Annotated in this window: 13 protein-coding genes; 5 read left to right on the top strand and 8 right to left on the bottom strand. The window is 59.5% G+C overall.

Annotation, left to right across the window (positions count from 1 at the left end; all coding sequences use genetic code 11):
- From RRU01S_RS14225 to tesB, 4 genes are all read right to left on the bottom strand, one after another.
- Positions 1-2,032, bottom strand: a 2,032-nt coding sequence (locus RRU01S_RS14225) for a DNA translocase FtsK (RefSeq protein ID WP_108722645.1), incomplete at its 3' end; no start/stop codon positions are given.
- Between the two features lie 213 nt (positions 2,033-2,245).
- Positions 2,246-3,601, bottom strand: a complete 1,356-nt coding sequence (locus RRU01S_RS14220) for an ammonium transporter (RefSeq protein ID WP_045230925.1) — start codon at positions 3,599-3,601, stop codon at positions 2,246-2,248.
- Positions 3,602-3,628: 27 nt separating this feature from the next.
- Complete coding sequence (locus RRU01S_RS14215; RefSeq protein WP_045230924.1) at positions 3,629-3,979, bottom strand: P-II family nitrogen regulator; 351 nt, start codon at positions 3,977-3,979, stop codon at positions 3,629-3,631.
- 213 nt (positions 3,980-4,192) lie between these two features.
- Positions 4,193-5,077, bottom strand: a complete 885-nt coding sequence (tesB, locus tag RRU01S_RS14210; protein WP_045230954.1) for an acyl-CoA thioesterase II — start codon at positions 5,075-5,077, stop codon at positions 4,193-4,195.
- 87 nt (positions 5,078-5,164) lie between these two features.
- On the opposite strand from tesB, the gene RRU01S_RS14205 reads away from it, so the two are divergent.
- The 4 genes from RRU01S_RS14205 (at position 5,165) to fdxA (ending at position 10,829) form a co-directional block, all read left to right on the top strand.
- Positions 5,165-6,379, top strand: a complete 1,215-nt coding sequence (locus RRU01S_RS14205; protein ID WP_045230953.1) for a ubiquinone biosynthesis hydroxylase — start codon at positions 5,165-5,167, stop codon at positions 6,377-6,379.
- Positions 6,380-6,675: 296 nt separating this feature from the next.
- Complete coding sequence (locus RRU01S_RS14200) at positions 6,676-9,747, top strand: helicase-related protein (protein ID WP_045230923.1); 3,072 nt, start codon at positions 6,676-6,678, stop codon at positions 9,745-9,747.
- Between the two features lie 100 nt (positions 9,748-9,847).
- Positions 9,848-10,264 (top strand): RNA-binding S4 domain-containing protein, encoded by a 417-nt coding sequence (locus RRU01S_RS14195; protein WP_045230922.1) that lies wholly within the window; start codon positions 9,848-9,850, stop codon positions 10,262-10,264.
- Between the two features lie 226 nt (positions 10,265-10,490).
- A complete protein-coding gene (fdxA, locus tag RRU01S_RS14190; protein ID WP_045230952.1) occupies positions 10,491-10,829 on the top strand; it encodes a ferredoxin FdxA in 339 nt (112 codons plus the stop codon).
- Positions 10,830-10,986: 157 nt separating this feature from the next.
- Here fdxA and holA read toward each other — a convergent pair whose 3' ends face one another.
- From holA to leuS, 3 genes are read right to left on the bottom strand one after another with little or no spacing between them, the layout of a single operon-like run.
- Positions 10,987-12,024, bottom strand: coding sequence for a DNA polymerase III subunit delta (holA, locus tag RRU01S_RS14185; protein ID WP_045230921.1), 1,038 nt, complete (start codon positions 12,022-12,024; stop codon positions 10,987-10,989).
- A gap of 11 nt (positions 12,025-12,035) precedes the next feature.
- Positions 12,036-12,584 carry a lipoprotein gene (locus tag RRU01S_RS14180; protein WP_045230920.1) on the bottom strand — a complete coding sequence of 183 codons (549 nt, stop codon included), beginning with the start codon at positions 12,582-12,584 and terminating at the stop codon, positions 12,036-12,038.
- Complete coding sequence (leuS, locus tag RRU01S_RS14175) at positions 12,574-15,204, bottom strand: leucine--tRNA ligase (protein WP_045230919.1); 2,631 nt, start codon at positions 15,202-15,204, stop codon at positions 12,574-12,576. Before leuS ends, RRU01S_RS14180 begins: the two co-directional genes overlap by 11 nt.
- Before the next feature lie 194 nt (positions 15,205-15,398).
- Between leuS and RRU01S_RS14170 the strand changes: the two genes are divergently transcribed.
- Positions 15,399-16,058 (top strand): YggS family pyridoxal phosphate-dependent enzyme, encoded by a 660-nt coding sequence (locus RRU01S_RS14170; RefSeq protein WP_045230918.1) that lies wholly within the window; start codon positions 15,399-15,401, stop codon positions 16,056-16,058.
- A 216-nt stretch (positions 16,059-16,274) separates the two neighbouring features.
- On the opposite strand, the gene RRU01S_RS14165 is transcribed toward RRU01S_RS14170, so the two are convergent.
- The gene (locus tag RRU01S_RS14165) at positions 16,275-24,767 is read right to left on the bottom strand and encodes a glycoside hydrolase family 94 protein (protein WP_045230917.1); all 8,493 of its coding nucleotides are present in this window, start codon (positions 24,765-24,767) and stop codon (positions 16,275-16,277) included.
- Positions 24,768-25,112 lie beyond the last annotated feature (345 nt).

Raw genomic sequence — 25,112 nt, 5'->3', positions numbered from 1 at the left:
TATCCTTGCCGGCTACCATCATCAGGTCGGCCATTTCGTCGATGATGACGACGATATAGGGCAGGGGCTTCAGGTCGAACTCTTCGGTCTCATACATGGCTTCGCCGGTCTGGCGGTCGAAACCGGTCTGCACGGTGCGGGTCAGAACCTCGCCCTTGTCGAGCGCCTGCTGAACGCGCGTGTTGAAGCCATCGATGTTGCGCACACCGATCTTCGACATCTTCTTGTAGCGTTCTTCCATCTCGCGCACGGTCCATTTCAGCGCAACGACGGCCTTCTTCGGATCGGTGACGACAGGAGACAGCAGATGCGGAATGCCGTCATAAACAGACAGTTCCAGCATTTTCGGGTCGATCATGATCAGGCGGCACTGTTCCGGCGTCATGCGGTAGAGCAGCGACAGGATCATGGTGTTGATGGCGACCGACTTGCCCGAACCGGTGGTACCGGCGACCAGCAGATGCGGCATCTTTGCCAAATCCGCGATCACGGCTTCGCCGCCGATGGTCTTGCCCAGCGACATGGGCAGCTTGGCCTTGTTGTTTTCGAAATCGCGCGATGCGATCAACTCGCGCAGATAGACGGTTTCGCGGATTTTATTCGGGAGTTCGATGCCGATGGCATTGCGGCCGGGAACGACGGCGACACGGGCCGCGATGGCACTCATCGAGCGGGCGATATCATCGGCAAGGCCGATGACGCGCGACGACTTGATGCCCGGTGCCGGTTCCAGCTCATACATGGTGACGACAGGGCCGGGGCGAACGTGGATGATCTCGCCCTTGACGCCGAAGTCTTCGAGCACGCCTTCCAGCCTGCGGGCATTCTGCTCCAGAACTTCTGCGCTCAGCGTATTGTCGCGAACGACGCTTTTGGGCTCGGCCAGAAGGTGGACGGAGGGAAGCTGGAAGCCGTCTCTGGCGATGAAGGATGGCTGTGCGTCGCGAGCTACCCGTTCGCTCGGCTTGGGGCGGGCGGATGGCGGGGTGATGCGCGTCTGGCCTGCGGGTGGACGGGCGGAGAACGTCGAGTCGCCGGACAAGACGCCATCCGGCAGGCTGTCGTCTTCGTCGCCATCTGCATCGTCATCCATCGAGATCGATGGCGGCGAGACTTCGCGGCGGGCGCGGGCCTCGGCCCGTTCTTCGAAGGACGGGTCTGCGCGCTCCAGCCGGTTGATGGCCGTCTTCAGGCGCGATGGCTCGTTCAGCGTGCCGAATTCGTAGTCGTTGAAATCATAGGGTTGTTCGAATTCGTTGCGCATCGACTTTGGCTTGAGGCCAAACAGGCGGCGGAAACGGGCCTGGGTGATGTACCAATAGTGGGCGACCGCGCCGAAGGCGAGCAGGCTGCCGAAGAAACCATCGCCATCGTCCTCTTCCTCGTCCAGTTCTTCGACCTTGCGGGCCTTGCTGGTTGCGGATGCCTGGGGCACGAAAACCTCTTCGGCATCGTCAGGCGCGCCAAGCAGGCCGGAGGCGAACAGCATGAGCCAAGCTGCGGGAAGGGCGAAAATGACGCCGAGAACGGTGGCGAAGGTGCCGGTTGGATAGGCGCCGATGAACAGGGCTGGAAAACGCAGGATCATATCGCCGATGACGCCGCCGATGCCGTTGGGCAGAGGCCAAGTCAAGGGGGCGGGAAAGCAGCCGAGCGATGCGGATGCGATGAAAGCGCCGCTGACCCAGGCGACGAGACGGGCAGGAACGCGGTTGAAGCGGCGACCGGAAATCAGCGCAAACGCCCATGCGAGAATAGGCAGCATGGCAATGAGCGCCGACAGGCCCAGGAACTGCATCATGATATCGGCAAAGATTGCGCCGCTGCGGCCTAGCAGATTGGCCGGTTCGTTGCCGGTGGCGTAGGACAGGCTGGGATCGGAGACATTCCAGGTGGCCAATGCGGTAATGCCCAGCGTGAGCGCGCCCAAGACGGCGAAACCACACAGGGCCATGATCTGGCGCACCACAAATGCCGTCAGCACGAAGCGGTTATCACGACCATCAAATGTCGGAGAAGTCACTCTGTCCATATCCTGAACCTGTCGTTCTTTGTTGCTTCCGGGGTCCGCACGCGAGCTGGCGCAGACGGGATGACAGGGCAAAGTACCGGCTTGGTGGTTAATATGGCATTAACCATGCAAAATCAGTCGTAACCATTGGCTTTTTAAACGAAAAAAGCCCGGCAACAGCCGGGCTTTCGTTGGGATGATGCGTGAGCCGTGACTGGCTTGCGCATCTTTTTCTTAAGAGTGGTAAGCCGCTTCGCCGTGCGAGGCCAGATCGAGACCTTCGCGTTCGGCTTCGACGGGAACACGCAGACCGACGATGATATCGACGAGCTTGTAGAGGACGGCAGAGCCGATACCGGTCCACAGAAGCGTGATGACGACGGCCTGGGCCTGAACCATGAACTGGCCGCTCATCGTCTGTTCGCCAGCGTAACCGACGCCGCCGAGCGATGCGCTTGCAAAGATACCGGTTGCGAGCGCGCCGAAGATGCCGCCGACGCCGTGGACGCCGAACACGTCTGCGGTGTCGTCATAGCCGAACTTGTTCTTCACCACGGAGACGAAGAAGTAGCACAGAGGCGATACGATCGCGCCCATGACGATGGCGCCCATCGGGCCAACGATACCGGCTGCCGGTGTGATGGCAACCAGACCGGCGATCATGCCGGATGCTGCACCCAGCATGGATGCCTTGCCGCGTGTGAAGCTTTCAACCACGCACCACGACAGGATGGCTGCTGCCGTTGCAACGAAGGTGTTGACGGTTGCGAGCATCGCGCCGCCGGACGCTTCGAGGTTGGAACCGGCGTTGAAACCGAACCAGCCGACCCACAGCATGGCTGCACCGACATAGGTCAGCGTCATGGAGTGCGGGGCCATCATGTCCTTGCCGAAGCCTGTGCGCTTGCCGACCATGATCGCGCCGATCAGGCCTGCTACACCGGCGTTGATGTGAACGACCGTGCCGCCGGCGAAATCGAGTGCGCCGAGACCGAAGAGGTAGCCCTTTGCGTCCCAGACCATATGGGCAATCGGGAAGTACACGAAGGTGACCCACAGAATGCAGAACAGGATGGAGGCGGAGAACTTGATGCGTTCTGCAAAGGCACCGATAATGAGTGCCGGTGTGATGGCAGCAAAGGTCATCTGGAACATCACGAAGATGTATTCAGGAATGACGACGCCCTGCGAGAAGGTCGCAGCCGTGCTGTCCTTGGTGACGCCGGACAGGAAGATTTTGGCGAAGCCGCCGAAGAATGGGCTTTCGGAACCGCCAAAGGCGAAGGAATAGCCATAGACGACCCAGATGATCATGACGCTGGCAGCGATGACCGTGACCTGCATCAGCACCGACAGCATGTTCTTGCTGCGAACAAGACCGCCGTAAAACAGGCCAAGGCCGGGCACGACCATGAACAGAACGAGGATGGTGGCGAGGAACATGAAGGCGGTGTCGCCTTTGTCGGGAACGGCAGCGGCAGCCGTTGCAGCAGGCGCTGCGGCATCCTGGGCGAAAGCGAGAGCGGGGGCAAGAAGCGCCGCCGCACCGGCGCTCAGCCGACCGAGTGTGGAAATTCTGTTGAATTGCATGGTTGAAAACTCCCCTGTCAGCCGAGCTTAAAGCGCTTCTGTGTTGGTTTCGCCGGTACGGATGCGCACGGCCTGTTCAATCGAGTAGACGAAAATCTTGCCGTCGCCGATCTGCCCGGTTTTGGCGGAAGACGCGATGGCTTCGACGGCCTTCTCCACGAGATCGGACGCAACGGCGATTTCAATCTTCAGCTTGGGAAGAAAGCTCACCGCATATTCTGTACCGCGATAAATTTCGGTATGTCCCTTCTGGCGCCCATAACCCTTGACCTCGGTTACGGTCAGGCCTTGAATACCGACAGCTGTCAGTGCTTCGCGCACTTCGTCCAGCTTGAACGGCTTTATAATCGCCATCACAATTTTCATCTGGTTTCCCATCCTTTGTTTGTCCTCGGCGCAGAGCCGATTCTCCTCGACGCTGGCTGATCAATAACAGCGACTAAATCCCTACATTCAAGGCGCGTGCCAGTTCGAAGGCAATTTTTTAAGTTATTGATTTGTAAAGGTAATAATAAATAAGACCGGAAAATAGGCAGCATTTTGCGCGAGGGTCGCGCAAAAGCTGGGCAAATTTGAAAAGATGATTAAAAATTAATCATTTGCTATTTTGCGGATCAGGCCTTCCTGGGCCATCGAGGCCACGAGAATACCATCGCGTGTAAACAGGCTGCCGCGTGTCAGCCCGCGTGCACCCGAGGCGCTGGGGCTGTCCTGGGTATAGAGCAACCAGTCATCGAGTTTGCAGGGGCGGTGGAACCACATGGCGTGGTCGAGGCTGGCGGCCTGGATGGCGGGATCGAAAATCGTCGTGCCGTGGGCGTAGAGCGATGTATCGAGCAGCGTCATGTCCGACAGATAAGCCAGAACTGCCGCCTGATAGTGCCGGTCTTCGGGGACGTCTCCGACCGCACGCACCCATACGTTTTGATGGGGCTCGAGCTTTTCCTTGGAAATATAATGGGTGAGAGAGACTGGCCTGATTTCGATGGGGCGCTTGTTTTCCCAATATTTGCGGATGGCGGGTGGCGCCTTGGCCAGAAACGCGTCGCGCATCTGGTCTTCGCTCATCAACTGTTCCGGCTGCGGCACTTCGGGAATTTGCGCCTGATGGTCGAAGCCGCCTTCGTCGATCTGGAAGGAGGCCGACATGGAGAAGATCGCCTTGCCATGCTGGATGGCGACGATGCGGCGCGTGGCAAAGCTTGCGCCGTCGCGGATGCGGTCGACCTGATAGACGATGGGCACCAGGGGGTCACCGGGGCGCATGAAATAGGCGTGCAGGGAATGGACGAAGCGTTCTGCGCTCACCGTCCGTTGCGCGGCCATCAAGGCCTGCGCGATGACCTGACCGCCAAAAACCCGTTGCCAGCCGACCTGCGGGCTCGTGCCGCGAAACAGGTTTTCTTCCAGTTTTTCGAGGTCCAGCGTGGAGATAAGTTTTTCCAGCGGCGCTGTATTTTCAAAAGGGCGCGACATTTTCGACATGCTCCAGCTGTAGGAAGACCTGAACGCATGGTCTATAGTGCATGCGTGATATTCACAAGAATGCAGGGAGAAGACGCGATGCTGGATGTGGTGATTGCAGGCGGCGGATATGTCGGGCTTGGCGTTGCGGTTGCCATCAAGCAGGCGGCACCGCACATGGATGTGCAGGTCATCGAGGCGGCACCCGAGAATGTCTGGAAAAAGGACATGCGGGCATCCGCGATCATCGCTGCGGCATCGCGCATGCTGGAGGTTTTCGGCATCTGGCACGAATTGTTGCCGGAAGCGCAGCCGATCAAGAAGATGATCGTAACCGATTCGAAAACATCCGATCCCGTGCGACCCGTTTTCCTGACCTTCGATGGCGATGTCGCAGACGGCCAGCCTTTTGCCCATATGGTGCCCAATGTTGCCATGGTCGGTGCCCTGCGTGGCCTGTGCGAGCGGCTGGGCGTGACCATTCGTCATGGCCTGAGCGTTTCCGGTTTCGACGCCGGGCCGCGCAGCAATCTCGTGACGCTCTCCGATCGTTCCACGCTTGAAACCCGGTTGCTGGTCGCTTGCGATGGCGTCAAATCCGCCCTGCGCGACATGGCGGGTATCAAGACGGTGCACTGGGACTACGGCCAGTCCGGCATCGTCACGACAGTGGAGCATGAACGCGAGCACAATGGCTGCGCCGAAGAGCATTTCCTGCCATCCGGCCCCTTCGCCATTCTGCCGTTGAAGGGCAATCGCTCATCGCTGGTGTGGACGGAACGCACTGCGGATGCCGACCAGTTGGTTGCCGCTGACGATCTGGTGTTCGAGGAGGAGCTGGAACGCCGCTTCGGTCACAAGCTCGGCACCATCAAACCCGTCGGTCCACGCCGCGCATTCCCGCTGGGGTTGACGCTGGCCCGGGCCTTCGTGGCACCGCGTCTGGCGCTTGCGGGCGACGCGGCCCATGGTATTCACCCGATTTCGGGCCAGGGGCTCAATCTCGGCTTCAAGGATGTGGCAGCGCTTGCCGAAACCATCGTCGAAGCGGATCGCCTCGGTCTCGACATCGGTTCGCTGAACGTGCTGGAGCGTTACCAGTCCTGGCGGCGGTTCGACACGGTGCGCATGGGCATCACCACCGATGTGCTAAACCGGCTGTTTTCCAATGATGTCGGCCCCATCCGCGTGGCGCGTGACTTTGGCCTGGGGATCGTGGACCGGATTCCGGGCCTCAAATCCTATTTCATCGGTCAGGCCGCAGGCACCAGTGACAAGGGCGGGCCGCGATTGCTGGCGGGTGAGCCGCTTTAGCACGAGCATTGCGATTCATCATCTTGTGTCGGTACCTGTCTGCGCGGGCCATATCTGGCCGTGAACAAAAGCTGAATCCCACGGTTTAGCGATTCGTCGCTGATTCGTTCGCAGCTTGTTCCGACCGGGTTAGAGCCGTCAAAAATCACCCCATATGCGCCTTTCGCGTGTTACCTCCTTGCCTTTGACCTTCACGATTGCCATGTGTGGGGGGAAGAGGCGGACGGAACGTTTCCGGATGGTTCTAAAACAGCAGTTCAGTCGATTTCACGGATAGTACGTTGAATTCTCGCCCCATGATCTTGAGCGGCCGCGGTGTTACGGCCGTTCTTGGACCCACCAATACCGGCAAGACGCATTATGCCATCGAGCGCATGGTGGCCTATGGAAGCGGTGTCATCGGCCTGCCGTTGCGGCTGCTTGCGCGCGAAGTCTATACCCGGCTTGTCGAAAAGGTCGGGGCTCCCAATGTTGCGCTGATTACCGGCGAAGAAAAGATCAGCCCGCCCAAGGCACAATATTTCGTCTGTACCGTCGAGGCCATGCCGCGTGAGACGACAGCGGCTTTCGTTGCCATCGACGAGGTTCAACTGGCCGGAGATTTGGAACGCGGCCATATCTTCACCGACCGCATTCTGCATCTTCGTGGGCGCGAGCAGACGCTGCTTCTGGGTGCGGGCACCATGCGGCCCATTCTGGAAAAGCTGTTGCCGGGCATCGTCGTTGTCGAGCGGCCCCGGCTGTCGCAGCTGTTTTATGCCGGACAGAAGAAAATCACCCGCCTGCCGCAGCGCACGGCCATCGTCGCCTTTTCCGCAGACGAGGTCTATGCGATTGCCGAACTGGTCCGTCGTCAGCGTGGCGGTGCAGCGGTGGTGCTGGGTGCGCTGTCTCCGCGAACCCGCAACGCGCAGGTCGGGCTCTATCAATCCGGGGATGTCGAATACCTTGTGGCGACCGACGCCATTGGCATGGGCCTCAACCTCGATGTCGACCATGTTGCCTTTGCGCAGGACCGCAAGTTCGACGGCTATCAGTTCCGTAACCTGAATGCGGGTGAGATGGGGCAGATTGCCGGACGTGCCGGTCGCCATCTTCGTGACGGCACTTTTGGCGTGACGGGGCAGGTCGATCCGTTCGATGACGAGCTGGTGCACCGGGTCGAATCACATCAGTTCGATTCGGTCAAAGTGCTGCAATGGCGCACCAAGAACTTCGATTATTCATCTATCACTAATTTGCGCGCAAGCCTCGATGCCGCCCCGACGGTGCAAGGATTGACCCGCGCATTGCCTGCTATCGACCAGCAGGCGCTGGAACATCTTGCGCGTTACCCCGAAATCGTCGACATAACCACCAATGCGGCGCGCGTGGAAAAACTGTGGGAGGCCTGTGCCTTACCGGATTTTCGACGCATCGCACCGGCGCAACATGCCGACCTGATTTCGACACTCTATTTCGACCTCGTCAAGCGCGGTGCCGTCAACGAGGATTTCATGGCCGAACAGGTGCGGCGGGCAGACCGCACCGATGGCGAGATCGATACGCTATCTGCAAGGATTGCGCAGATCAGAACATGGACGTATGTATCAAACCGCCCAGGATGGCTTGCCGATCCGACACACTGGCAAGAAAAGACTCGGGAAATCGAAGATCGATTGTCCGATGCTTTACATGAAAGGTTGACGAAACGCTTTGTTGATCGCAGGACATCTGTGCTCATGAGGCGCCTAAGAGAGAATGCGATGCTTGAAGCTGAAATCAGTGTGAATGGTGATGTCTTTGTTGAAGGACATCATGTCGGCCAATTGGCGGGTTTCCGGTTTACACCGGTTGCCGGAGCTGAAGGGCCAGATGCCAAGGCTGTGCAAGGCGCAGCGCAGAAGGCGCTTGCGCTGGAATATGAGGCGCGTGCTGCGCGCCTACATGCCAGCGGCAACAGCGATCTCGCGCTAAGCTCCGATGGTCTGGTCCGCTGGTTGGGTGAGCCCGTTGCTCGTCTTGCAAGCGGCGACAACATCATGAAGCCGCGCGTCATCATGCTGGCCGACGAACAGTTGAGCGGCAATGCGCGTGATCACGCCGTTGCCCGCATCGAGCGTTTCGTGAACCACCAGATCGCCACCGTGCTGAAGCCTCTGGACGATATTTCCCGCGCCGAAGACCTTCAGGGTCTGGCCAAGGGTCTGGCGTTCCAGCTCGTGGAAAATCTTGGCGTGCTGTTCCGTCGCGACGTGACCGAAGAGGTCAAGACGCTGGATCAGGATGCACGCGCCTCCATGCGCCGTTACGGCATTCGCTTTGGCGCTTACCACGTCTTCCTGCCTGCGCTGCTCAAGCCTGCTCCTGCAGAGCTGGTGACGCTGCTCTGGGCACTGAAGAACGACGGTCTGGGCAAGCCAGGTTACGGCGATCTCATTCCGGTGCTGGCCGCTGGCCGCACATCCGTCGTAACCGATCCAAGCTTCGAGCGCATGTTCTACAAGCTGGCGGGTTTCCGGTTCCTCGGCAAGCGTGCGGTGCGTATCGACATTCTCGAGCGTCTGGCCGACCTCATCCGTCCGCTGTTGCAGTGGAAGCCCGGCACGCAGCCACGTCCTGAAGGTGCCTATGATGGCCGCCGTTTCACCACGACGACTGCGATGCTGTCCATTCTGGGTGCCACGCTCGACGATATGGAAGAAATCCTCAAGGGCCTCGGTTACCGCGCCGACCAGGTGAGCGCCGAAGAGGCTGCGACCTTCCTCGGCACCCAGAGCGCCGATACGGCCAAGCCAAGTGCTGACGCTGGCGAGACAGTCGCGGATGCCGAGACGACCGAAAGCACGGACGCTGTTGCTGCCGACGAAACGGCTCAGGACGAGGCCGATACCCAGGCGCCATCTGAAGAGGTGGCTGCGCCTGCCGAGGCTGTTGCTGAGGCACCGGCTGAGGTGAAGGCTGAAGAGGCTGCGACGGACGCTGTTGCTGCTGAGCCTGCCGAGCCGAAGCTTGTTCTTCTGTGGCGTCCCGGTGGCCGCAACGACAACCAGCGCAGCGACAACCGTCGCCCTGTCAACCGCAACCATGGCGAACGCCGTGCAGAGGGTGGCGAGGAGCGTCAGGCTCCACGCGGTGGCAACCGTGATGGTGAGCGCAAGCGCGACGGCGACCAGAAGCGCGAGGGCGGACGCCCAGACCGCAACAACAATCGCAATGATCGTCCCGATCGCGGCGAGCGCAAGGACCGGCCTGACCGTAACGACCGTGGCGGCAAGCCGCAGGGTCAGCAGCGTTTCGAAGCCAAGCCACCGCGCAAGGAGAAGCCACTCGATCCGGATTCGCCTTTCGCAAAACTGGCTGCCCTTAAAGAGCAGCTGAAAAAGTAAGGTGAAAGCCTTCTGCTTTTGGTAAAGCAGAAGGCTTTTCCATTTTGTTCTGGCGCATGTCCGGACGGAAAACCGCGACGTATTTTTCCTGGAATGCTCCATGGGTGAGAAGCAACAGCCACAGGACCAAGGGCGCCAGCGCCTCGACAAATGGCTGTTCTTCGCCCGTATGGCGAAATCCCGGTCTCTGGCCCAAAGCTACATTCAATCGGGCAATGTCAGGGTCAATGGTGCGCCCGTGCGCCAGCCAAGCCATCTGGTGAAGATCGGCGACAGGCTGGACATCAGTTTCGAGCGCATGGACCGCATCCTCGTGGTCAAAGCGTCAGGCGAACGGCGTGGCCCGTTCGAGGAAGCCAAGCTCCTTTATGACGACGAAACGCCGCCACGCCCACCGGGTGAGCGGATGACGCTTCTCGACCAGGCGGTGCGTGAGCCCGGCAGCGGACGCCCGACGAAGAAGGAGCGCCGCGCGCTCGACCGGTTCATGACAGACAAGGGTGACGAACAGGGCTGACCCGGCTTTGTTTGTGTGAAAACTTGCCTCATGTTCACAAGCAATTCCATCAACGCCATTTGGCGTTTGGAATAAACCTCTAGAATCCGTCGCTTTTTCAGGATTGTTTATCCTTGCTATATTGGGTCAAAGGCATTACCTCACTTGCCAAAATGCCCTGTCTGAATTCCGGGCGATGGCTTGTCTTTCAAGCTCTTTGACCCGGCCTGCATATCTGGAGTTCATCATGACGTATGTCGTGACCGATAACTGCATTCGCTGCAAATATACCGACTGCGTCGAAGTCTGCCCTGTCGATTGTTTCTATGAGGGCGAGAACTTCCTGGCGATCAATCCCGATGAGTGCATCGACTGTGGTGTGTGCGAACCCGAATGTCCCGCAGAGGCCATCAAGCCCGACACGGAGCCGGGTCTGGACAAGTGGCTGACGCTCAATGCCGAATATGCCGCGATCTGGCCCAACATCACCGTCAAGCGCGACCCTTTGCCGGAAGCCAAGGAGATGGACGGCGTTTCGGGCAAGCTTGATCTGTATTTTTCGGCGGAGCCCGGCAAGGGCGACTAACCGTCTACGACGTCGTCCTCGGGCTTGTCCCGAGGATCTGATCACGGTTGATGTTGTGGTTCGTTAGATCCTCGGGACAAGCCCGAGAATGACGATAAAGTCCAAGTCTCAGCCTCCCGGCCTTTGCTAGGGAGGCTTTTTATTGCCCTTGGAACACCTATCCAGCGCGCCCAGACTGCAACGTGGTGGACAACAGCGTCAGCAGTGCCACGCTTTCCTCCAGGCTTTGTCGCTGGCGGCTTTGCAGGATAGCGGCTTGCAGTCGGTTCATTTCGCGTGCAATCGCCGCTGGCTGCCATGTGCGCAGCGCTCTTTCGATCACGGGTTTGCGGCGGAAATGGATGCCGCGGCCCAGTGTCAGCATGACCTGACCGGCCTGCTGCTTCTTGTCATCCATTTCGGCGCGCATCTGGTCCAGCAATTGAAACTGCCGCAGGCAGCCTTGCAGCACCAGAAAGATCGGTGTCTTAGAGGCGATGATCTTCTGCGTGGCGTGGAAAAAGGCGTTGCGGTCGCCCTTGAGAATGGCATCGACGGCATCGTCGGCCGATACCGAGCTGGCATCGCCGATGATGGCCATCACATCGTCTTCCTCGATCACCTCGTGTCCGCGGCAATAGAGCGCCAGTTTGCGCACCTCGTTGCGCGAGGCGATCCGGTCGCCTCCCAATGATTCGGTCAGTCGCTGTCGGGCTGCTGGCGAAATGCGCAAATGTTCGGTCGAAAGCTCCTGATCGATGAGAGCATTGAGCGCACGGGCGTCATCGGCATAGCAGGGGATGGCGGCGATGGAGCGGGAGGGTTCGGCGATCTTGCGAAGACCGGTGCCTTTTTTGAGATCGCCCGCTTCGACAATCAGGAAGCTCGATTCCGGCGGATTGTCGGAGAGCACTTGCAGCGCATCGACAAGCGCCTTTTCGTTCGCGGCACCCTTGACCCAAACAAGCTTTTCCCCGCCGAACAGACCGATGGCGTTGACCTCGTCCAGCAACCGCCCCGGATCGCCGTGCAGATCGGAGGCCGTCAGCTTCAGCGATGCGAAGGCGTCGTTGGGGTCTATGCCGGTCTTGGAGGCGATGAGGGTCGCGCGTTCCGAGACGAGGCCGCGGTCGGGGCCGTAGAGCACGAAAACGCGAAAACGCTCCGCCGGTTTTTCGGCGAAGCGTTCGAATTCATGCGACTTTATTTCCGTCATGACGGCGGCTCTCAGCGGCTGAGAGTGGCAGCGATATCCGTACCGATGATCTCGGCAAGCTCCCGTGCGGCGCGGTTTTCACCATCGCGAATGGCGCGAATCTTGGCGAATTCCTGCTGTGGCAGGTCGAGCATGGAGGTGACGGTGCGGGTGGCAGCGCGCATGACCTGACCATCCGAAACGCGGGTGATCACATATTTGCCGGTCATGCTGACGCGACCGGGATAGGGACCGTCATAATTGTTGCGACCGATCGACAGGCTGGTGTCGTCGGTGACTTCGGTCGATGTCGCGCTGGAGGTCACGGTCAGCTTGACCATGTAGTCCTTGGTCGTCGGTGCGCCTGCGCCACCGTAAGCAAGGAAGACCAGATGGTTGCGCACTTCCTGGGTAATGCGGTCGCCAGCACTGGCGAAGCTGACGCTTTCAAGCTTCTGGCGGGTGCCGGACGCTTCGCCATACAAAGGACGAACCTGGCATCCTGAAAGAATACCTGCAAACAAAACAACGGAGATTGCGGCTGCTATGCGGCCCCATTTGGAATAGGCATCAGACAACAATGTTCACAATCCTTTGTGGAACCACAATGATTTTCTTCGGCGCGGCACCGCCAAGTGCCGCCTTGACGGCGTCCAGTTCCAGCACGGCCGCGCGGACGGCATCTTGATCCGCATCGCGCGCGATTGTCAATTCGCCACGCTTCTTGCCGTTGATCTGGATGGGCATCACCACATCGTTTTCTTCGATGAGGGCAGGGACGAAACTGGGCCATGCGCTTTGGGCGACAAGACCTTCATTGCCCAGCGCCGTCCAGCATTCCTCGGCCAGATGCGGCGTCATCGGCGCAATCAGGCGCACCAGAATTTCCGCAGCATCACGGGCAGCCGCCTTCACATCGTCTGACTTGCCGCCACTGGCAACCTCGGCAAAAGGACCGGCCAGCGTGTTGACGAGTTCATAGATGCGGGCAATAGCCTTGTTGAAGGCAAGCTTGTCGAGATCGTCCTGAACGGCCTTCAACGTCTTGTGGGCGGCCTTGGAGACGGCAAGACCTTCGCCCTCGCTTGCAGGCGCAGGCGTGACCGACTTCAGTTCCTCGGCAGCTTCACCGATGATGCGCCAGACGCGCTGCACGAAGCGATGTGCGCCTTCGACACCGGCTTCCGACCAGATGACGTCACGGTCCGGCGGGCTATCCGACAAAACGAAGAAGCGGGCGGTATCGGCACCATAGGACGCGATGATATCGTCCGGATCGACCACGTTCTTCTTCGACTTCGACATCTTTTCGATGGAGCCGATCTGCACTTCCTCGCCGTCCGACAGCAGGAAGGCGCGGCGTTTGCCATCGACTTCCTCGATGCGGATATCGGCAGGCACGACCCATTGGCCGTTCTGGCCTTCGCCGAGACGATAGGTTTCGTGCACCACCATGCCCTGCGTGAACAGGCCCTTGAAGGGCTCCTTCACATCCACATGGCCGGTGGCCTTCATCGCGCGGGTGAAGAAGCGCGAGTAAAGCAGATGCAGGATCGCGTGCTCGATACCACCGATATACTGGTCCACCGGCAGCCAGCGATTGGCGACCTTTGGGTCCGTCGGCTGTTCTTCCCACGGCGCTGTGAAGCGGGTGAAGTACCAGCTCGAATCGACGAAGGTGTCCATCGTATCGGTTTCGCGACGCGCGGCATGGCCGCATTGCGGGCAGGAGACATGACGCCATGTGGGGTGGCGATCCAACGGATTGCCGGGTACATCGAAGGTCACATCATCCGGCAGCTTGACCGGCAAGTCCTTCTTCGGAACCGGCACAACGCCGCAGACTTCGCAATGGATGACCGGGATCGGGCAACCCCAATAGCGCTGGCGGGAAATGCCCCAGTCACGCAGACGGAAGTTCACCTTCCGCTCGGCTTGTGGCTCGCTGCCCAGCATTTGGGCCGACAGCTTAGACACGACAGCCTCGAAAGCATCCGTCGTCGTCATGCCGTTGAGGAACTGCGAGTTGATCATCACGCCGTCATCGACAAAGGCGGTGTCACCAATGGAGAAGGTTTCGGCATTCTCGCCTTCCGGCATGACCACGGCGACAACCGGCAGATCGTATTTGCGGGCGAAATCCAGATCGCGCTGGTCGCCGGACGGGCAACCGAAGATGGCGCCGGTGCCGTAATCCATCAGCACGAAATTGGCGATGTAGACGGGCAGTTCCCAGGACGGGTCGAGCGGATGCTTGACCTTCACGCCGGTATCGAAGCCCCGCTTTTCTGCCGTTTCCAAAGCAGCCAGAGACGTGCCCTGACGACGGCATTCGTCGCAGAATTCGGCGATGTCAGCGTTGGATTCGGACAGCTTGCGGGCCAGCGGGTGATCGGCAGCGATGGCGATGAAGGATGCGCCAAAAAGCGTGTCGGGACGCGTCGTGTAGACGGTTACGTCATCGAAACCAGCAGGCGCGGTCGAAGCCACAGCCTGCCAGCGCAGCGACAGGCCTTCCGACTTGCCAATCCAGTTCTTCTGCATCAGGCGGACTTTTTCCGGCCACTGATCCAGAACATCCAGCTCATCCAGCAAATCCTGGCTGAAATCGGTGATGCGGAAAAACCATTGCGTCAATTCACGCTGTTCTACCAAGGCACCGGAGCGCCATCCACGACCGTCAATGACCTGTTCGTTGGCCAGAACCGTATGATCGACCGGGTCCCAGTTGACCTTGGACTGCTTGCGGTAGACCAAGCCCTTTTCCATGAAGTCGATGAACAGGGCCTGCTGCTTGCTGTAATATTCCACGTCGCAAGTCGCAAATTCGCGAGTCCAGTCCAGAGACAGGCCCATGGATTTCAGCTGGCCGCGCATGGTGGCGATGTTCTGATAGGTCCAGTCCTTGGGGTGGACGTTGTTCTGCATGGCGGCATTTTCCGCCGGCATGCCGAAGGCGTCCCAACCCATGGGGTGCAGCACGTTGTAACCGCGCGCACGCTTGTAGCGTGCAACGACATCACCCATGGCATAGTTGCGCACGTGGCCCATGTGGATGCGGCCAGAGGGGTATGGAAACATCTCTAGAACGTAATATTTCTCGCGGGCATCGCTGTTGTCTGTCACGAAGACATTGTCTTCGTTCCATTTTTGCTGCCAGCGCGGCTCGGCGTCGCGAGGATTATAACGTTCGATGGCCATACTTCTGAAATCCGGGTATCAAGGGGAAAATTCGCGCTGACCTTCACCACGAAACGGCCTATGCGTCAAGTTTGGCAGGGCTTGCGATGGACGCAATCTTGGTCGACAGCGTCCAAATGGTGACAATGGTGCTTGGCATCAAGGCAGGCGGCGGCTACTGAAACCCTTATCCCTTGATAAAGTGAAGGTTTGACATGGAAATCGAAGCGCGTCTTGAAGATGTCACGCAGCGGATTGCAGCGGTTGCGGAAAAAGCCGGTCGCAAACCGGGCACAGTCAATCTTGTTGCCGTCTCGAAAACCTTCGATGGCGACACGATCCAGCCGGTGATCGATTGCGGCCAGCGCATTTTCGGTGAAAACCGGGTGCAGGAGGCGCAGGGCAAGTGGCCAGCGCTGAAGGAAAAGACGGATGGTATCGAACTGCATCTGATCGGCCCGCTGCAATCCAACAAGGCGGCGGATGCGGTTGAGCTGTTCGATGTGATCGAAACGGTCGATCGTGAAAAGATTGCCCGTGCCCTTGCGGATGAATGCACCAAACAGGACCGGGCGCTGCGCTTTTACGTGCAGGTCAACACAGGCATGGAGCCGCAAAAGGCAGGCATCGATCCACGCGAGACAGTGGCTTTCGTCGCCATGTGCCGCGACGAATTGAAGCTGAATGTGGAAGGTCTGATGTGCATCCCGCCAGCCGAGGAATATCCCGGCCCGCATTTTGCGCTGTTGGCAAAGCTTGCCAAGGAATGCGGCCTGGAAAAGCTGTCCATGGGCATGTCCGGTGATTTCGAGACGGCGATTGAATTCGGCGCAACCAGCGTGCGCGTCGGGTCGGCGATCTTCGGCACGCGCTGATCGCTTTTCGATTCAAGCGTGCTAGCCAAGGATGCTCCGAAGGCTTTGCCCTTCGGTCAAAGCACCTCAGCATGAGGGCGGAATGTGTGGCTTCACGTCACGAGGCACCTTGATTGCCGCTGTTGCGTTCGACGCATGTTACCAAACATAAAAGCCACGGCATCTTTCGGTGCCGTGGCTTTTTGTTGCGCGGTCTGGCCTAAGCCCCTTTTGATATCAATCGAAGGCGATCGCCTTATCGGTTCCGGTGACCGGCTTGCCGTCGATCAAAACCTCGACATCCGCGGAACCTTCATTGCGCTTCACGGCGACCTCGCGGACTTTGCCCTCGAGCGTGATCTTGGCCGAGAAGCCGTCCCAGGCCTGCGGCAGCGATGGGGCGATGTGCAGCTTGCCATCGACGCGGGTGATGCCGAGAATACCTTCGACGGCGGCGCGGTAGAGCCAGCCGGCAGAACCGGTGTACCAGCTCCAGCCACCGCGACCCGAATAGGCGCCTGCGCCATAGACATCCGCCGTCACCACATAGGGTTCGACACGGTAGGTCTCAGACGACGGACGGTCGAGCGCGTGGTTGACCGGATTGAGCATCGAGAAGCACTTCCATGCATCCTCGTTGCGACCCATTTTCGCCAGCGCCAGAACCACCCAGGTTGCGGCATGGGTGTATTGGCCGCCGTTTTCACGCACGCCCGGCGGATAGGCTTTGATATAGCCCGGGTCCTGTGGCGAGCGAGAGAAGGGAGGTGTGAAGAGGCGGATAATGCCCGTCTCCTCATCGACAAGTTCCTTCATCACGGCATCCATGGCCTGGCCCGAGCGCTGCTCTTCGCCTTCGCCTGACAGCACGCTCCAGCTCTGGCCGAGAGAATCGATGCGGCATTCTTCGCTGGTGATGGAGCCGAGCGGGGTGCCATCATCGAAGTAGCCACGACGGTAATAGTCACCGTCCCAGCCAGCCGTTTCCAGGGCAGCGCGCAGCTTGTCGCGATGTGTCTTCCATTTTTCGACGCGATCGAGATCACGACGTTCTTGCGCGATTTCAATGAAATCCCGCAGGGTGCCTGCGAGGAACCAGCCGAGCCAGACGCTGGTGCCCTTACCGGCGACGCCAACGCGGTTCATGCCATCGTTCCAGTCGCCACCCAGAATGAGCGGCAGGCCGTTTTCACCGGTGCGGTGGATGGCGAGATCCAGTGCAAGTGCAGCATGCTCATAAAGGCTTGCCGTCTTTTCGCTGGTTTCCGGCTGGAAGAAGGCGTCGTGCTGACCGGGCGTCAAGGTCTGACCCTTGAGGAACGCCACGTCTTCTTCGAGGATTGCCTTGTCGCCGGTGGCGGCAATGTACTGGTGGGTTGCGTAGGCGAGCCAGACGACATCGTCCGAGATCGTCGTGCGCACACCGGCACCCGTCAGTGGCAACCACCAATGCTGGACATCACCTTCAACGAACTGGCGTCCAGCTGCGCGCAGGATTTGTTCGCGGGCAAGTTCCGGCTGGTAGAGCAGGAAGGCCAGCGTATCCTGCAACTGGTCGCGGAAGCCGAAGGCGCCGCTGGACTGATAGAAGGCGGTACGGGCAAGGATGCGGCAGGCCAGTGCCTGATACGGCAGCCAGCTGTTGACCATGTGGTTGAAGCCGGCATCCGGTGTGGACACCTGCAACTGGCCGGTAAAGCCCTTCCAGAAGTCCTTGTTGGCGTTGAGCACCGCATCGAAATCCGACTGGCGGATATCCTTTACGACAGCGCGAGCCTCGTCTGCGGTATCGGCATCACCCAGATAGAACATCACGTGACGTTCTTCACCGGGCTTCAGGTGGATTTCCTGCATGATGGCGGCACAGGGTGCTCCATCGAGTTCAAGGCTGCCCGAGAGCGCGGCACCCGAGACGACCGCCTGCGGCGAAACGATCGAGCCGTAACGACCGATGAATTCGCGTTTGCTGGTGGTGAAGCTGGCTGCGGGGCCTTCCATGGAGAGGAAAGCGGCACGGGCGTTGTAATCGATGCTGTAAGGGTTGGAGGCAAACAGTGCACCGGTTTCCTCATCATGGGTGCTGAGGATGAACGGCGCCGACTTCTGGGGATTGTTGCCCAGAACCCATTCCACATAACCATAGGTCTTCAAACGGCGGTTCTGCGTGCCGACATTGCGGACCGTCAGGCGCGACAGCTTGACCGGCTTTTCGCGGTCGACCGTCTGTGTAACCTCGATATCAAGACCGTCTTCGACGCTTCTGAACACCGAGTAACCCAGGCCATGGCGGGTCTCAAACACCGCTTCTGGATTGCGCGACAGGGCTGCGAACGGCGAGTGCACCTTACCGTTTTCGACATCGGCCACATAAATGGCCTCACCCGGACGGTTGACGACCGGATCGTTGCTCCATGGCGTCAGCTGGTAGTCACGCGAATTGCGGCTCCAGGTGAAGCCTGCGCCTTCCGCCGAAATGTGGCAGCCGAAGCGTTCGTTGGAGATGACGTTGATCCATGGCTGCGGCGTTGCCTGGCCACCGTGCAGGCGCACGACATATTCGTCGCCCGACTTGGTGAAGCCACCAAAGCCGTTCCAGAAGTCCAGATCATCGGCATCTTCGATGGCTTCCGCGACCGGGAAGACCTTTGCGGGAAGACGTGCCCCGGCCAGCTCGCTGCCTTCCGGCCCACGGTGGGCGGCAAACAGTGAGACGGCGCGGTTGACCTGATCAACGATCTTGCCGTTGCGCACGTGAAGGACGACACGCGAGGCTGCCAGCAGTGCCGACCAAGTTTCCTCATCGATCAGATCGCGGCGAACGGAAAAGACGTGCTGTCTGCCGCCATCTGCCGGGTTGATGCGACGTTGCGCTTCGGAGATGAAGTCCAGAGCGTGCTGCATATCCTGCGCGTAGGAGGCTGCGCGTTCATTGACGATGACGAGATCGAAAATGACGCCGCGGGCGCGCAGATATTCGTGCGCGCTCAAGGCTTCGCGAGCGATATCCATATCCATGTCGTCGTTGATACGAAGGCTGAAGATCGGGAAATCGCCGGAGATTGCCAGTGGCCACAGCGAACGCTGCGAGGCGAGACCGGTTTTCAGCGTATCGGCATCGGCGCGCAGGTGCATGTCTGGATAGACGAGGTAGCGGGCCAGGTGCTGGAAGGCTGCGGCCTGCTGCGACGACACGCCAACATGGCGCATCTGCACCTGTGTGCGTGTCCAGGCATGCACCAGCTCATGCGCAAACGCATCCGGGTGGCGGTAACGATCGATCGCCTTGTCCACCTCTTCGCGGCTTGGTGCGGCGATGGTCCAGAAGATCACGCTAACCTTTTTGCCTGCGGGTACGCGCACGACGCGGCGCAGCGACAGGATCGGGTCGAGCGTAAAGCCGTCCATTCCCGACAGTGTCGCACCGGGATCGAACGCGGCGGCTTCACCGAGCGAACGGCCACGGCCCAGGAATTTGGCGCGGTCCGTTTCGAATTCGGTCGGGCGTGCCGGACCGGCATTGTCTGCTGCCAGATGCGCGATGACCGTGCTCGGCTCGCTTGGGCTGCGCTTGTTGCGCCAGGCGCGAATGACATCGCCACGCTTGCCGATTTCCGTCTGCACGAACATGCGCGAGAACAGAGGGTGGGCGCTGTCATCGTCATCATTGGCGATAACGGGCTCCATATAGGAGGTCACTTCGATGTAGCGATCTTCCGAGCCGACATTGAGGAGGGTCACACGGCGGCCTTCGGCATCGTGCTCTGTCGCGACGATGGATTCGACAACGCTTTGCAGATCGCCAACCGTCTTGTGGAACTCGGCCCTGTCATCGGTAAAGACGGTTTTCGTCTTTTCACCTTCGGCAACACGCGGTTCTGCGGTCGCACTCCACCATTCGCCGGATGTCGTATCGCGCAGGAACAGGAACGTGCCCCAGCGATCTTCGGTCGGGTCGGGTTTCCAGCGCGAGATGGCAAGGCCATTCCACTTGGAATAACCGGCACCCGTTGCCGTCAGCATGGTCGAGTAGTGGCCGTTGGACAGGAACACGACGTCGCGGTCGCGCACGGCTGGATCGGCGATGGTGCGAACCTCTGCACGCAGGAGGTCTGCCTGTTCCTTGCCGGGTGTTTCCGGCTCGTATTTGGCACTCATCACGGGAACTTCGCGCGGCGCCTTCTCCTGAAGCAGCAGTTCGGCGGCTTCGATCACCGGATCGGCGTGGAAGAGTTCGCGCAACACACCGTCGAGAACGACGTTGGCGACGGCTGCAATCGACATGCCATGGTGGTGGGCATAGTAGTTGTAGACGACGGCGCAGACCTTGCCATCCGGCACACGTGTCGGCGTGAAGTCGACGGCATCATGGAAGCCGTATTGGCCGAGTGCGCCCAGCTTGCGCAGCTTTTCGAGGTTTTCGAGAGCCGCATCCGGATCGTATTGCGAGGCAAGGATGGAGGCGTAAGGCGCGATTACGGCGTTCTGGCCAAGGCCGCGCTTGAGGCCGAGAGTGGGTACACCGAAGTTGGTGTACTGGTAGTTCATGTTGTGGTCGCGGGCATTGAAGGCCGCTTCGGAAATGCCCCATGGCGTGCCGAGACGACGGCCGTGGCTGATCTGTTCCTTGACGATCAGATTGTTGGTCTGGTTCAAGATACCGCCGTGACGCTCCTGCATGACGAGCGGTGGCATCAGATATTCGAACATCGAGCCCGACCAAGAGACCAGCGCGCCCTGTGCGCCGATCGGCACGACCTGACGACCGAGACGATACCAGTGTTCCGTCGGCAGATCGCCCTTGGCGATTGCAAACAGGCTGGTGAGACGGCATTCCGACGCCAGAAGGTCGTAGCAGGCTTCGTCCAGTTCCTTGCTGTCGACGCGGTAACCGATCGACAGAAGGCGACGATCCTTGCGGTACAGGAAGGCGAAATCCATCGAGAAAGCGAGATCGCGGCTGCGTTCCTGAAGGGACATCAGGCGGTCACGCAGCGGATCGATGGTGGACAGGTCAAAGGCGCTGTCGGAAATATGCGCTTCGCAGCAATCGACCAGCGACTGTGCCCAGCGGGTGATTTCCGCGCTCTGCTCGTTCTTGACTTCCAGATTGAGGTTGGAGGCCAGTTTCTGGATGTCACGGGCCAGCACGGCCAGATTGATGACGCGGATGGAGGCGAACTCATGCTCGCGCTTGACAGATGCCAAGGCGTTGGAGAAGCCGATGATGCGTTCTTCCAGGCGGCGATGCAGAGGCCGCAGGTTCTTTCGATCGTCTGGCAGTTCCTTCAGCGTTTCGCGCAGGATACCGGCAACGTCGCCAATACCGTCGAGATTGCCCTGAAGATGCGCCGATGTTGCTTCCGCCCACTGGCGGCAGGCAGAGGAGATGGCGATCAGATGACCGGCAAGGTTGCCGCTGTCGACGGCGGACACGTAACGGGGTCCGAGCGTCTGGAGTGTGTCGGTGTGATACCAGTTGTACAGATGGCCGCGGTGCTTCTCCATCTTCTCGACCGTCTCGATGGTCTTTTCCATCCGCTCGACGGTTTCCGAGAAGCTGATCCAGCCGAACTGGCGCGCCGAAATCACCGACAGCAGGTAGACGCCGATATTGGTCGGCGACGTGCGGCTGGCCACCATGGGTACAGGGGTTTCCTGATAGTTATCCGGCGGCAGATAGTTTTCGTTGGCGGTGACGAAGGCCTCGTAATAGCGCCATGTGCGGCGAGCGATCTTGCGCAGCTCGCTGGAGACATGTTCCGAAACGAACAGGCGATCTTCGGTTTCGGCGGATTGGCTGACATACCAGGCCACGACGGGAGAAAAGACCCACATCAGGGCAAAGGGCAGGCCGACGAGGAAGGCGTTGTCGCCTGGAAGGGCTGCAAAGGCGAGGCCGATAAGCGCAACGACGGGCGCGTGCCACATCTGCCGGTAATAATCGAGAATGCTGCCCTGAGCGCTGCCCTGGATGCTGGCTGCGGTGCGCCATTCCAGCATCAGCTTGCCGCTGACGAAGAGGCGATAGAGCGAGCGGACAATGGCGTCGGCCATCATGCAGGCGCTGTCGGCGATGAAGACGATACGCAGGGCGACCTGCGCGTTTGTCGCGCGGATTTCAGACCACAGCGTGTGGAAATGCGCCTGCGGCACGATATCCGTGGAGCGTGGTACTAGACCGGCAAGCAAGGAAATCGTCGGTGCGACGAAGAGCGAGAAGATCAGCAGGATCTGCCAGATCAGCGCGCCGACCGGACCCATGAAGTACCAGCCGAGAACGGACGCGGCAAACCAGGCAATCGGTGTGAGCGAACGGCGCAGGTTGTCGATCATCTTCCAGCGACCGATGCCGGTCACGCCGCGCTTCATGTCCATGATGTAAGGCAGAAGCTGCCAGTCGCCACGCGCCCAGCGGTGCTGACGCGAGACTTCGACTTCGTAACGGGTCGGGAAGTCTTCGACCAGTTCCACGTCCGTCACCAGAGCGCAACGGGCGAACGAACCTTCGAGAAGGTCGTGTGAGAGCACGGCGTTTTCATCGATGCGACCCTTCAAGGCAGCCTCGAAAGCGTCCACGTCATAAAGGCCCTTGCCGGTGAAGGTGCCTTCCGAGGTCAAATCCTGATAAACGTCCGACACGGTGAAGACGTAAGGGTCGATACCGCGGTTGATGGAAAAGACGCGCTGGAAGACCGAGGCGTCCTTGCCGGTGGTGAGCGACGGTGTCACACGCGGCTGGAGCAGGCCGTAACCATGGACCACGCGCCCCGTCTCAGGGTCGTGGACCGGACGGTTGATCGGGTGGTGCATCTTGCCGACGAGCTTGGTGACGGCGTCGCGCATCAGGCGCGTGTCGGCATCCAGCGTCATGACGTATTTGACGTTCGGCGGCACCATGTTGGCGCCGTTGAGGAAGGTCGTGTCCTTGTCGCCGCGCAGCAGCATGTTCAGTTCATGCAGCTTGCCGCGCTTGCGCTCCCAGCCCATCCAGCTGCCTTCTGCCGGATTGTAGAGACGACGGCGGTGCAGCAGGAAGAAACGTGTCTTGCCATCGAAAGCGTAGCGGGAGCTGAGCGCTGCCACTTCGCGCTTGGCATATTCGAGAATTTCGACGTCTTCGGCCGACTGTTCGTGCGGCGCATCGCGCCAGTCGCTGATCAGCGAGAAGTAGATTTCCCCGTGCGGATTGGCGAGGTAATGGACTTCGATGTTGCGAACCATCTCATCGACGCTGTCGCGGCTGGTGATCATGCAGGGAACGGCGACGAGCGTGCAGGCGTCCTGCGGAATGCCTTCCTTGAATTCGTATCCCACGAGGCGGAACGGTTTGACGAAGGACGTCACGACCGTGTTGAAGAGACCTGTGGCGCCTTCAGAAGCAGGCAGAGCAAACATCAAAAGAAACGCCGTGATGACATACCAGGGCATGCCAGCGTCTGCGAGGAACCAGCCAACGATGACCAGAGCCAGCGCAGTCAGAGCGATAACCGGGACCGCGACGGAGGCCCAGTTGAACTTGCTCATGAAGCGGACGATGCGTTGGGAGACCAGCGGATTGTACTTGATCTTCCGTTCCAGCTCTTCGCGGCGCTCGCCGATCAGGAAACTGCCAACGTTGGGCGCATGCGGTTGCTTTTCGCTGGAGTTGGCCGCTTCGGTGACCATATCGACGGCGGCTTGCGCCACTTCGATTTCCGTCTTTGGCGAACGACGGGCCAGAAGCTCGACCGTGTTGCGATAGGTGTTGCGCGAACCGAAATCGAGCGTTTCATAGTCGGTCTGCTCGCGCAGAACCTTGTCGATGTGGCTGACTTCCTCGAACCAGACGGACCATTCGGTATCGTCGATTTCGCGCAGGCTCTTGACGATGTTGCCCATCGTCACATTGCCGGATGCCAGGCGGTTATGTTCCGCCATCATGATGTTTTCGGCGTCGGTGCCGGTGCTGTGCAGGCGCTCTTCAAGCCAGTTCAGCGCAAAACCGGAGGTCTGCGAACCGTTTCTGAGGCGATACAGGAACTGGGTGGAGAAGGTGGGGTCGCTGACGAGAGATTCGATTTGCTTGAGCAGCGCCGAGGATGTTTCGGCCTCGTTGAGACGAATGATCTCATCGACGACTTCGTTCGCCTTCTGGCGCATGCGGCGCGACCGCTCGACGCGAATGGAAATGCGGCGCAGATTCTCGATAAGGACAAAACGCAGGATCGACGGCAGAGCCCAGAGCTCGCCGATCTGCAGGGTCTTCGATGTCTGGTACCCCTCGACCAGCGCCGTCATGCTTTCGCGGGAAATCGTGCTGTGGGTGTGGGCGACATAGAGCCAAGCCAGCGCCATGACGCGCGGTATTTCGGACTTGCCGACCTTGATCGTCGGAAGCTGACGATAGAATTTGCGCGGAAAGTCGCGGCGGACTTCCTGAATGGCCTCTTCGATCACATAATGGTTGTCCAGCAACCATTCGGCAGCCGGGGTAATGTTTGCCCCGTTTTCCGAATCCACCGCGGTCGAGCGATAAACCCGCAGGATTTCCTTTTCGTTTTCACGATGGCGGGCGAAGAAGTCGAACTCCATGAACCCGGGTAAATCTTCGGCGCCGGATTTGGAAAGCTCGGCCCCGCAATTCCTCAACTCATCAATCGTGAAGTAGGCGGAACGGATCGAATCATTGTGATCGATCTGCTTTGCTTCTGAATCACGGGCGGCGGCGGTCGGCGTAATATGAAATGACATCGGCTCGTATTCTGCACTCTTGTGAAGGGGTGGCTTGTCTTAACCGGGATTTGTTTCAGATTGCTATTCGGTATTGAAACAACTTGGCAGCTTTATCTCGTGCTGATCCTGAACCTTGTCTGAACCATCGCGAACCAGCGAACGATGATCTGCGTAATCTTGGTTTGCCCATCAACATGGCATTTTTCCGCAACGGACGTTTATGCCGTCAACGCAATCAACTGCTTTAAAAGGATTGGAAAGAGTGTCGCGGGATCGCGCTCTTGCATTCATGAAACACGTCGCAAACTCCCCATCAGCGAAACACGTCATGCCCTGCCTTATCCGATCTTGTCCTGAACCCCG

It is taken from the genome of Agrobacterium rubi TR3 = NBRC 13261, from assembly GCF_000739935.1.
Lineage (GTDB): Bacteria > Pseudomonadota > Alphaproteobacteria > Rhizobiales > Rhizobiaceae > Agrobacterium > Agrobacterium rubi.
This window is presented reverse-complemented; position numbering and strand designations above follow the sequence as displayed.

Bases quoted from the DNA above. Each gene is read 5' to 3' on its own strand.
- RRU01S_RS14195 (WP_045230922.1), top strand. From the start codon at position 9,848: ATGGGTGAGAAGCAACAGCCACAGGACCAAGGGCGCCAGCGCCTCGAC.
- RRU01S_RS14205 (WP_045230953.1), top strand. From the start codon at position 5,165: ATGCTGGATGTGGTGATTGCAGGCGGCGGATATGTCGGGCTTGGCGTT.
- RRU01S_RS14215 (WP_045230924.1), bottom strand. From the start codon at position 3,979: ATGGGAAACCAGATGAAAATTGTGATGGCGATTATAAAGCCGTTCAAG.
- RRU01S_RS14200 (WP_045230923.1), top strand. From the start codon at position 6,676: ATGATCTTGAGCGGCCGCGGTGTTACGGCCGTTCTTGGACCCACCAAT.
- tesB (WP_045230954.1), bottom strand. From the start codon at position 5,077: ATGTCGCGCCCTTTTGAAAATACAGCGCCGCTGGAAAAACTTATCTCC.
- fdxA (WP_045230952.1), top strand. From the start codon at position 10,491: ATGACGTATGTCGTGACCGATAACTGCATTCGCTGCAAATATACCGAC.
- RRU01S_RS14220 (WP_045230925.1), bottom strand. From the start codon at position 3,601: ATGCAATTCAACAGAATTTCCACACTCGGTCGGCTGAGCGCCGGTGCG.
- RRU01S_RS14165 (WP_045230917.1), bottom strand. From the start codon at position 24,767: ATGTCATTTCATATTACGCCGACCGCCGCCGCCCGTGATTCAGAAGCA.
- RRU01S_RS14170 (WP_045230918.1), top strand. From the start codon at position 15,399: ATGGAAATCGAAGCGCGTCTTGAAGATGTCACGCAGCGGATTGCAGCG.
- leuS (WP_045230919.1), bottom strand. From the start codon at position 15,204: ATGGCCATCGAACGTTATAATCCTCGCGACGCCGAGCCGCGCTGGCAG.
- holA (WP_045230921.1), bottom strand. From the start codon at position 12,024: ATGACGGAAATAAAGTCGCATGAATTCGAACGCTTCGCCGAAAAACCG.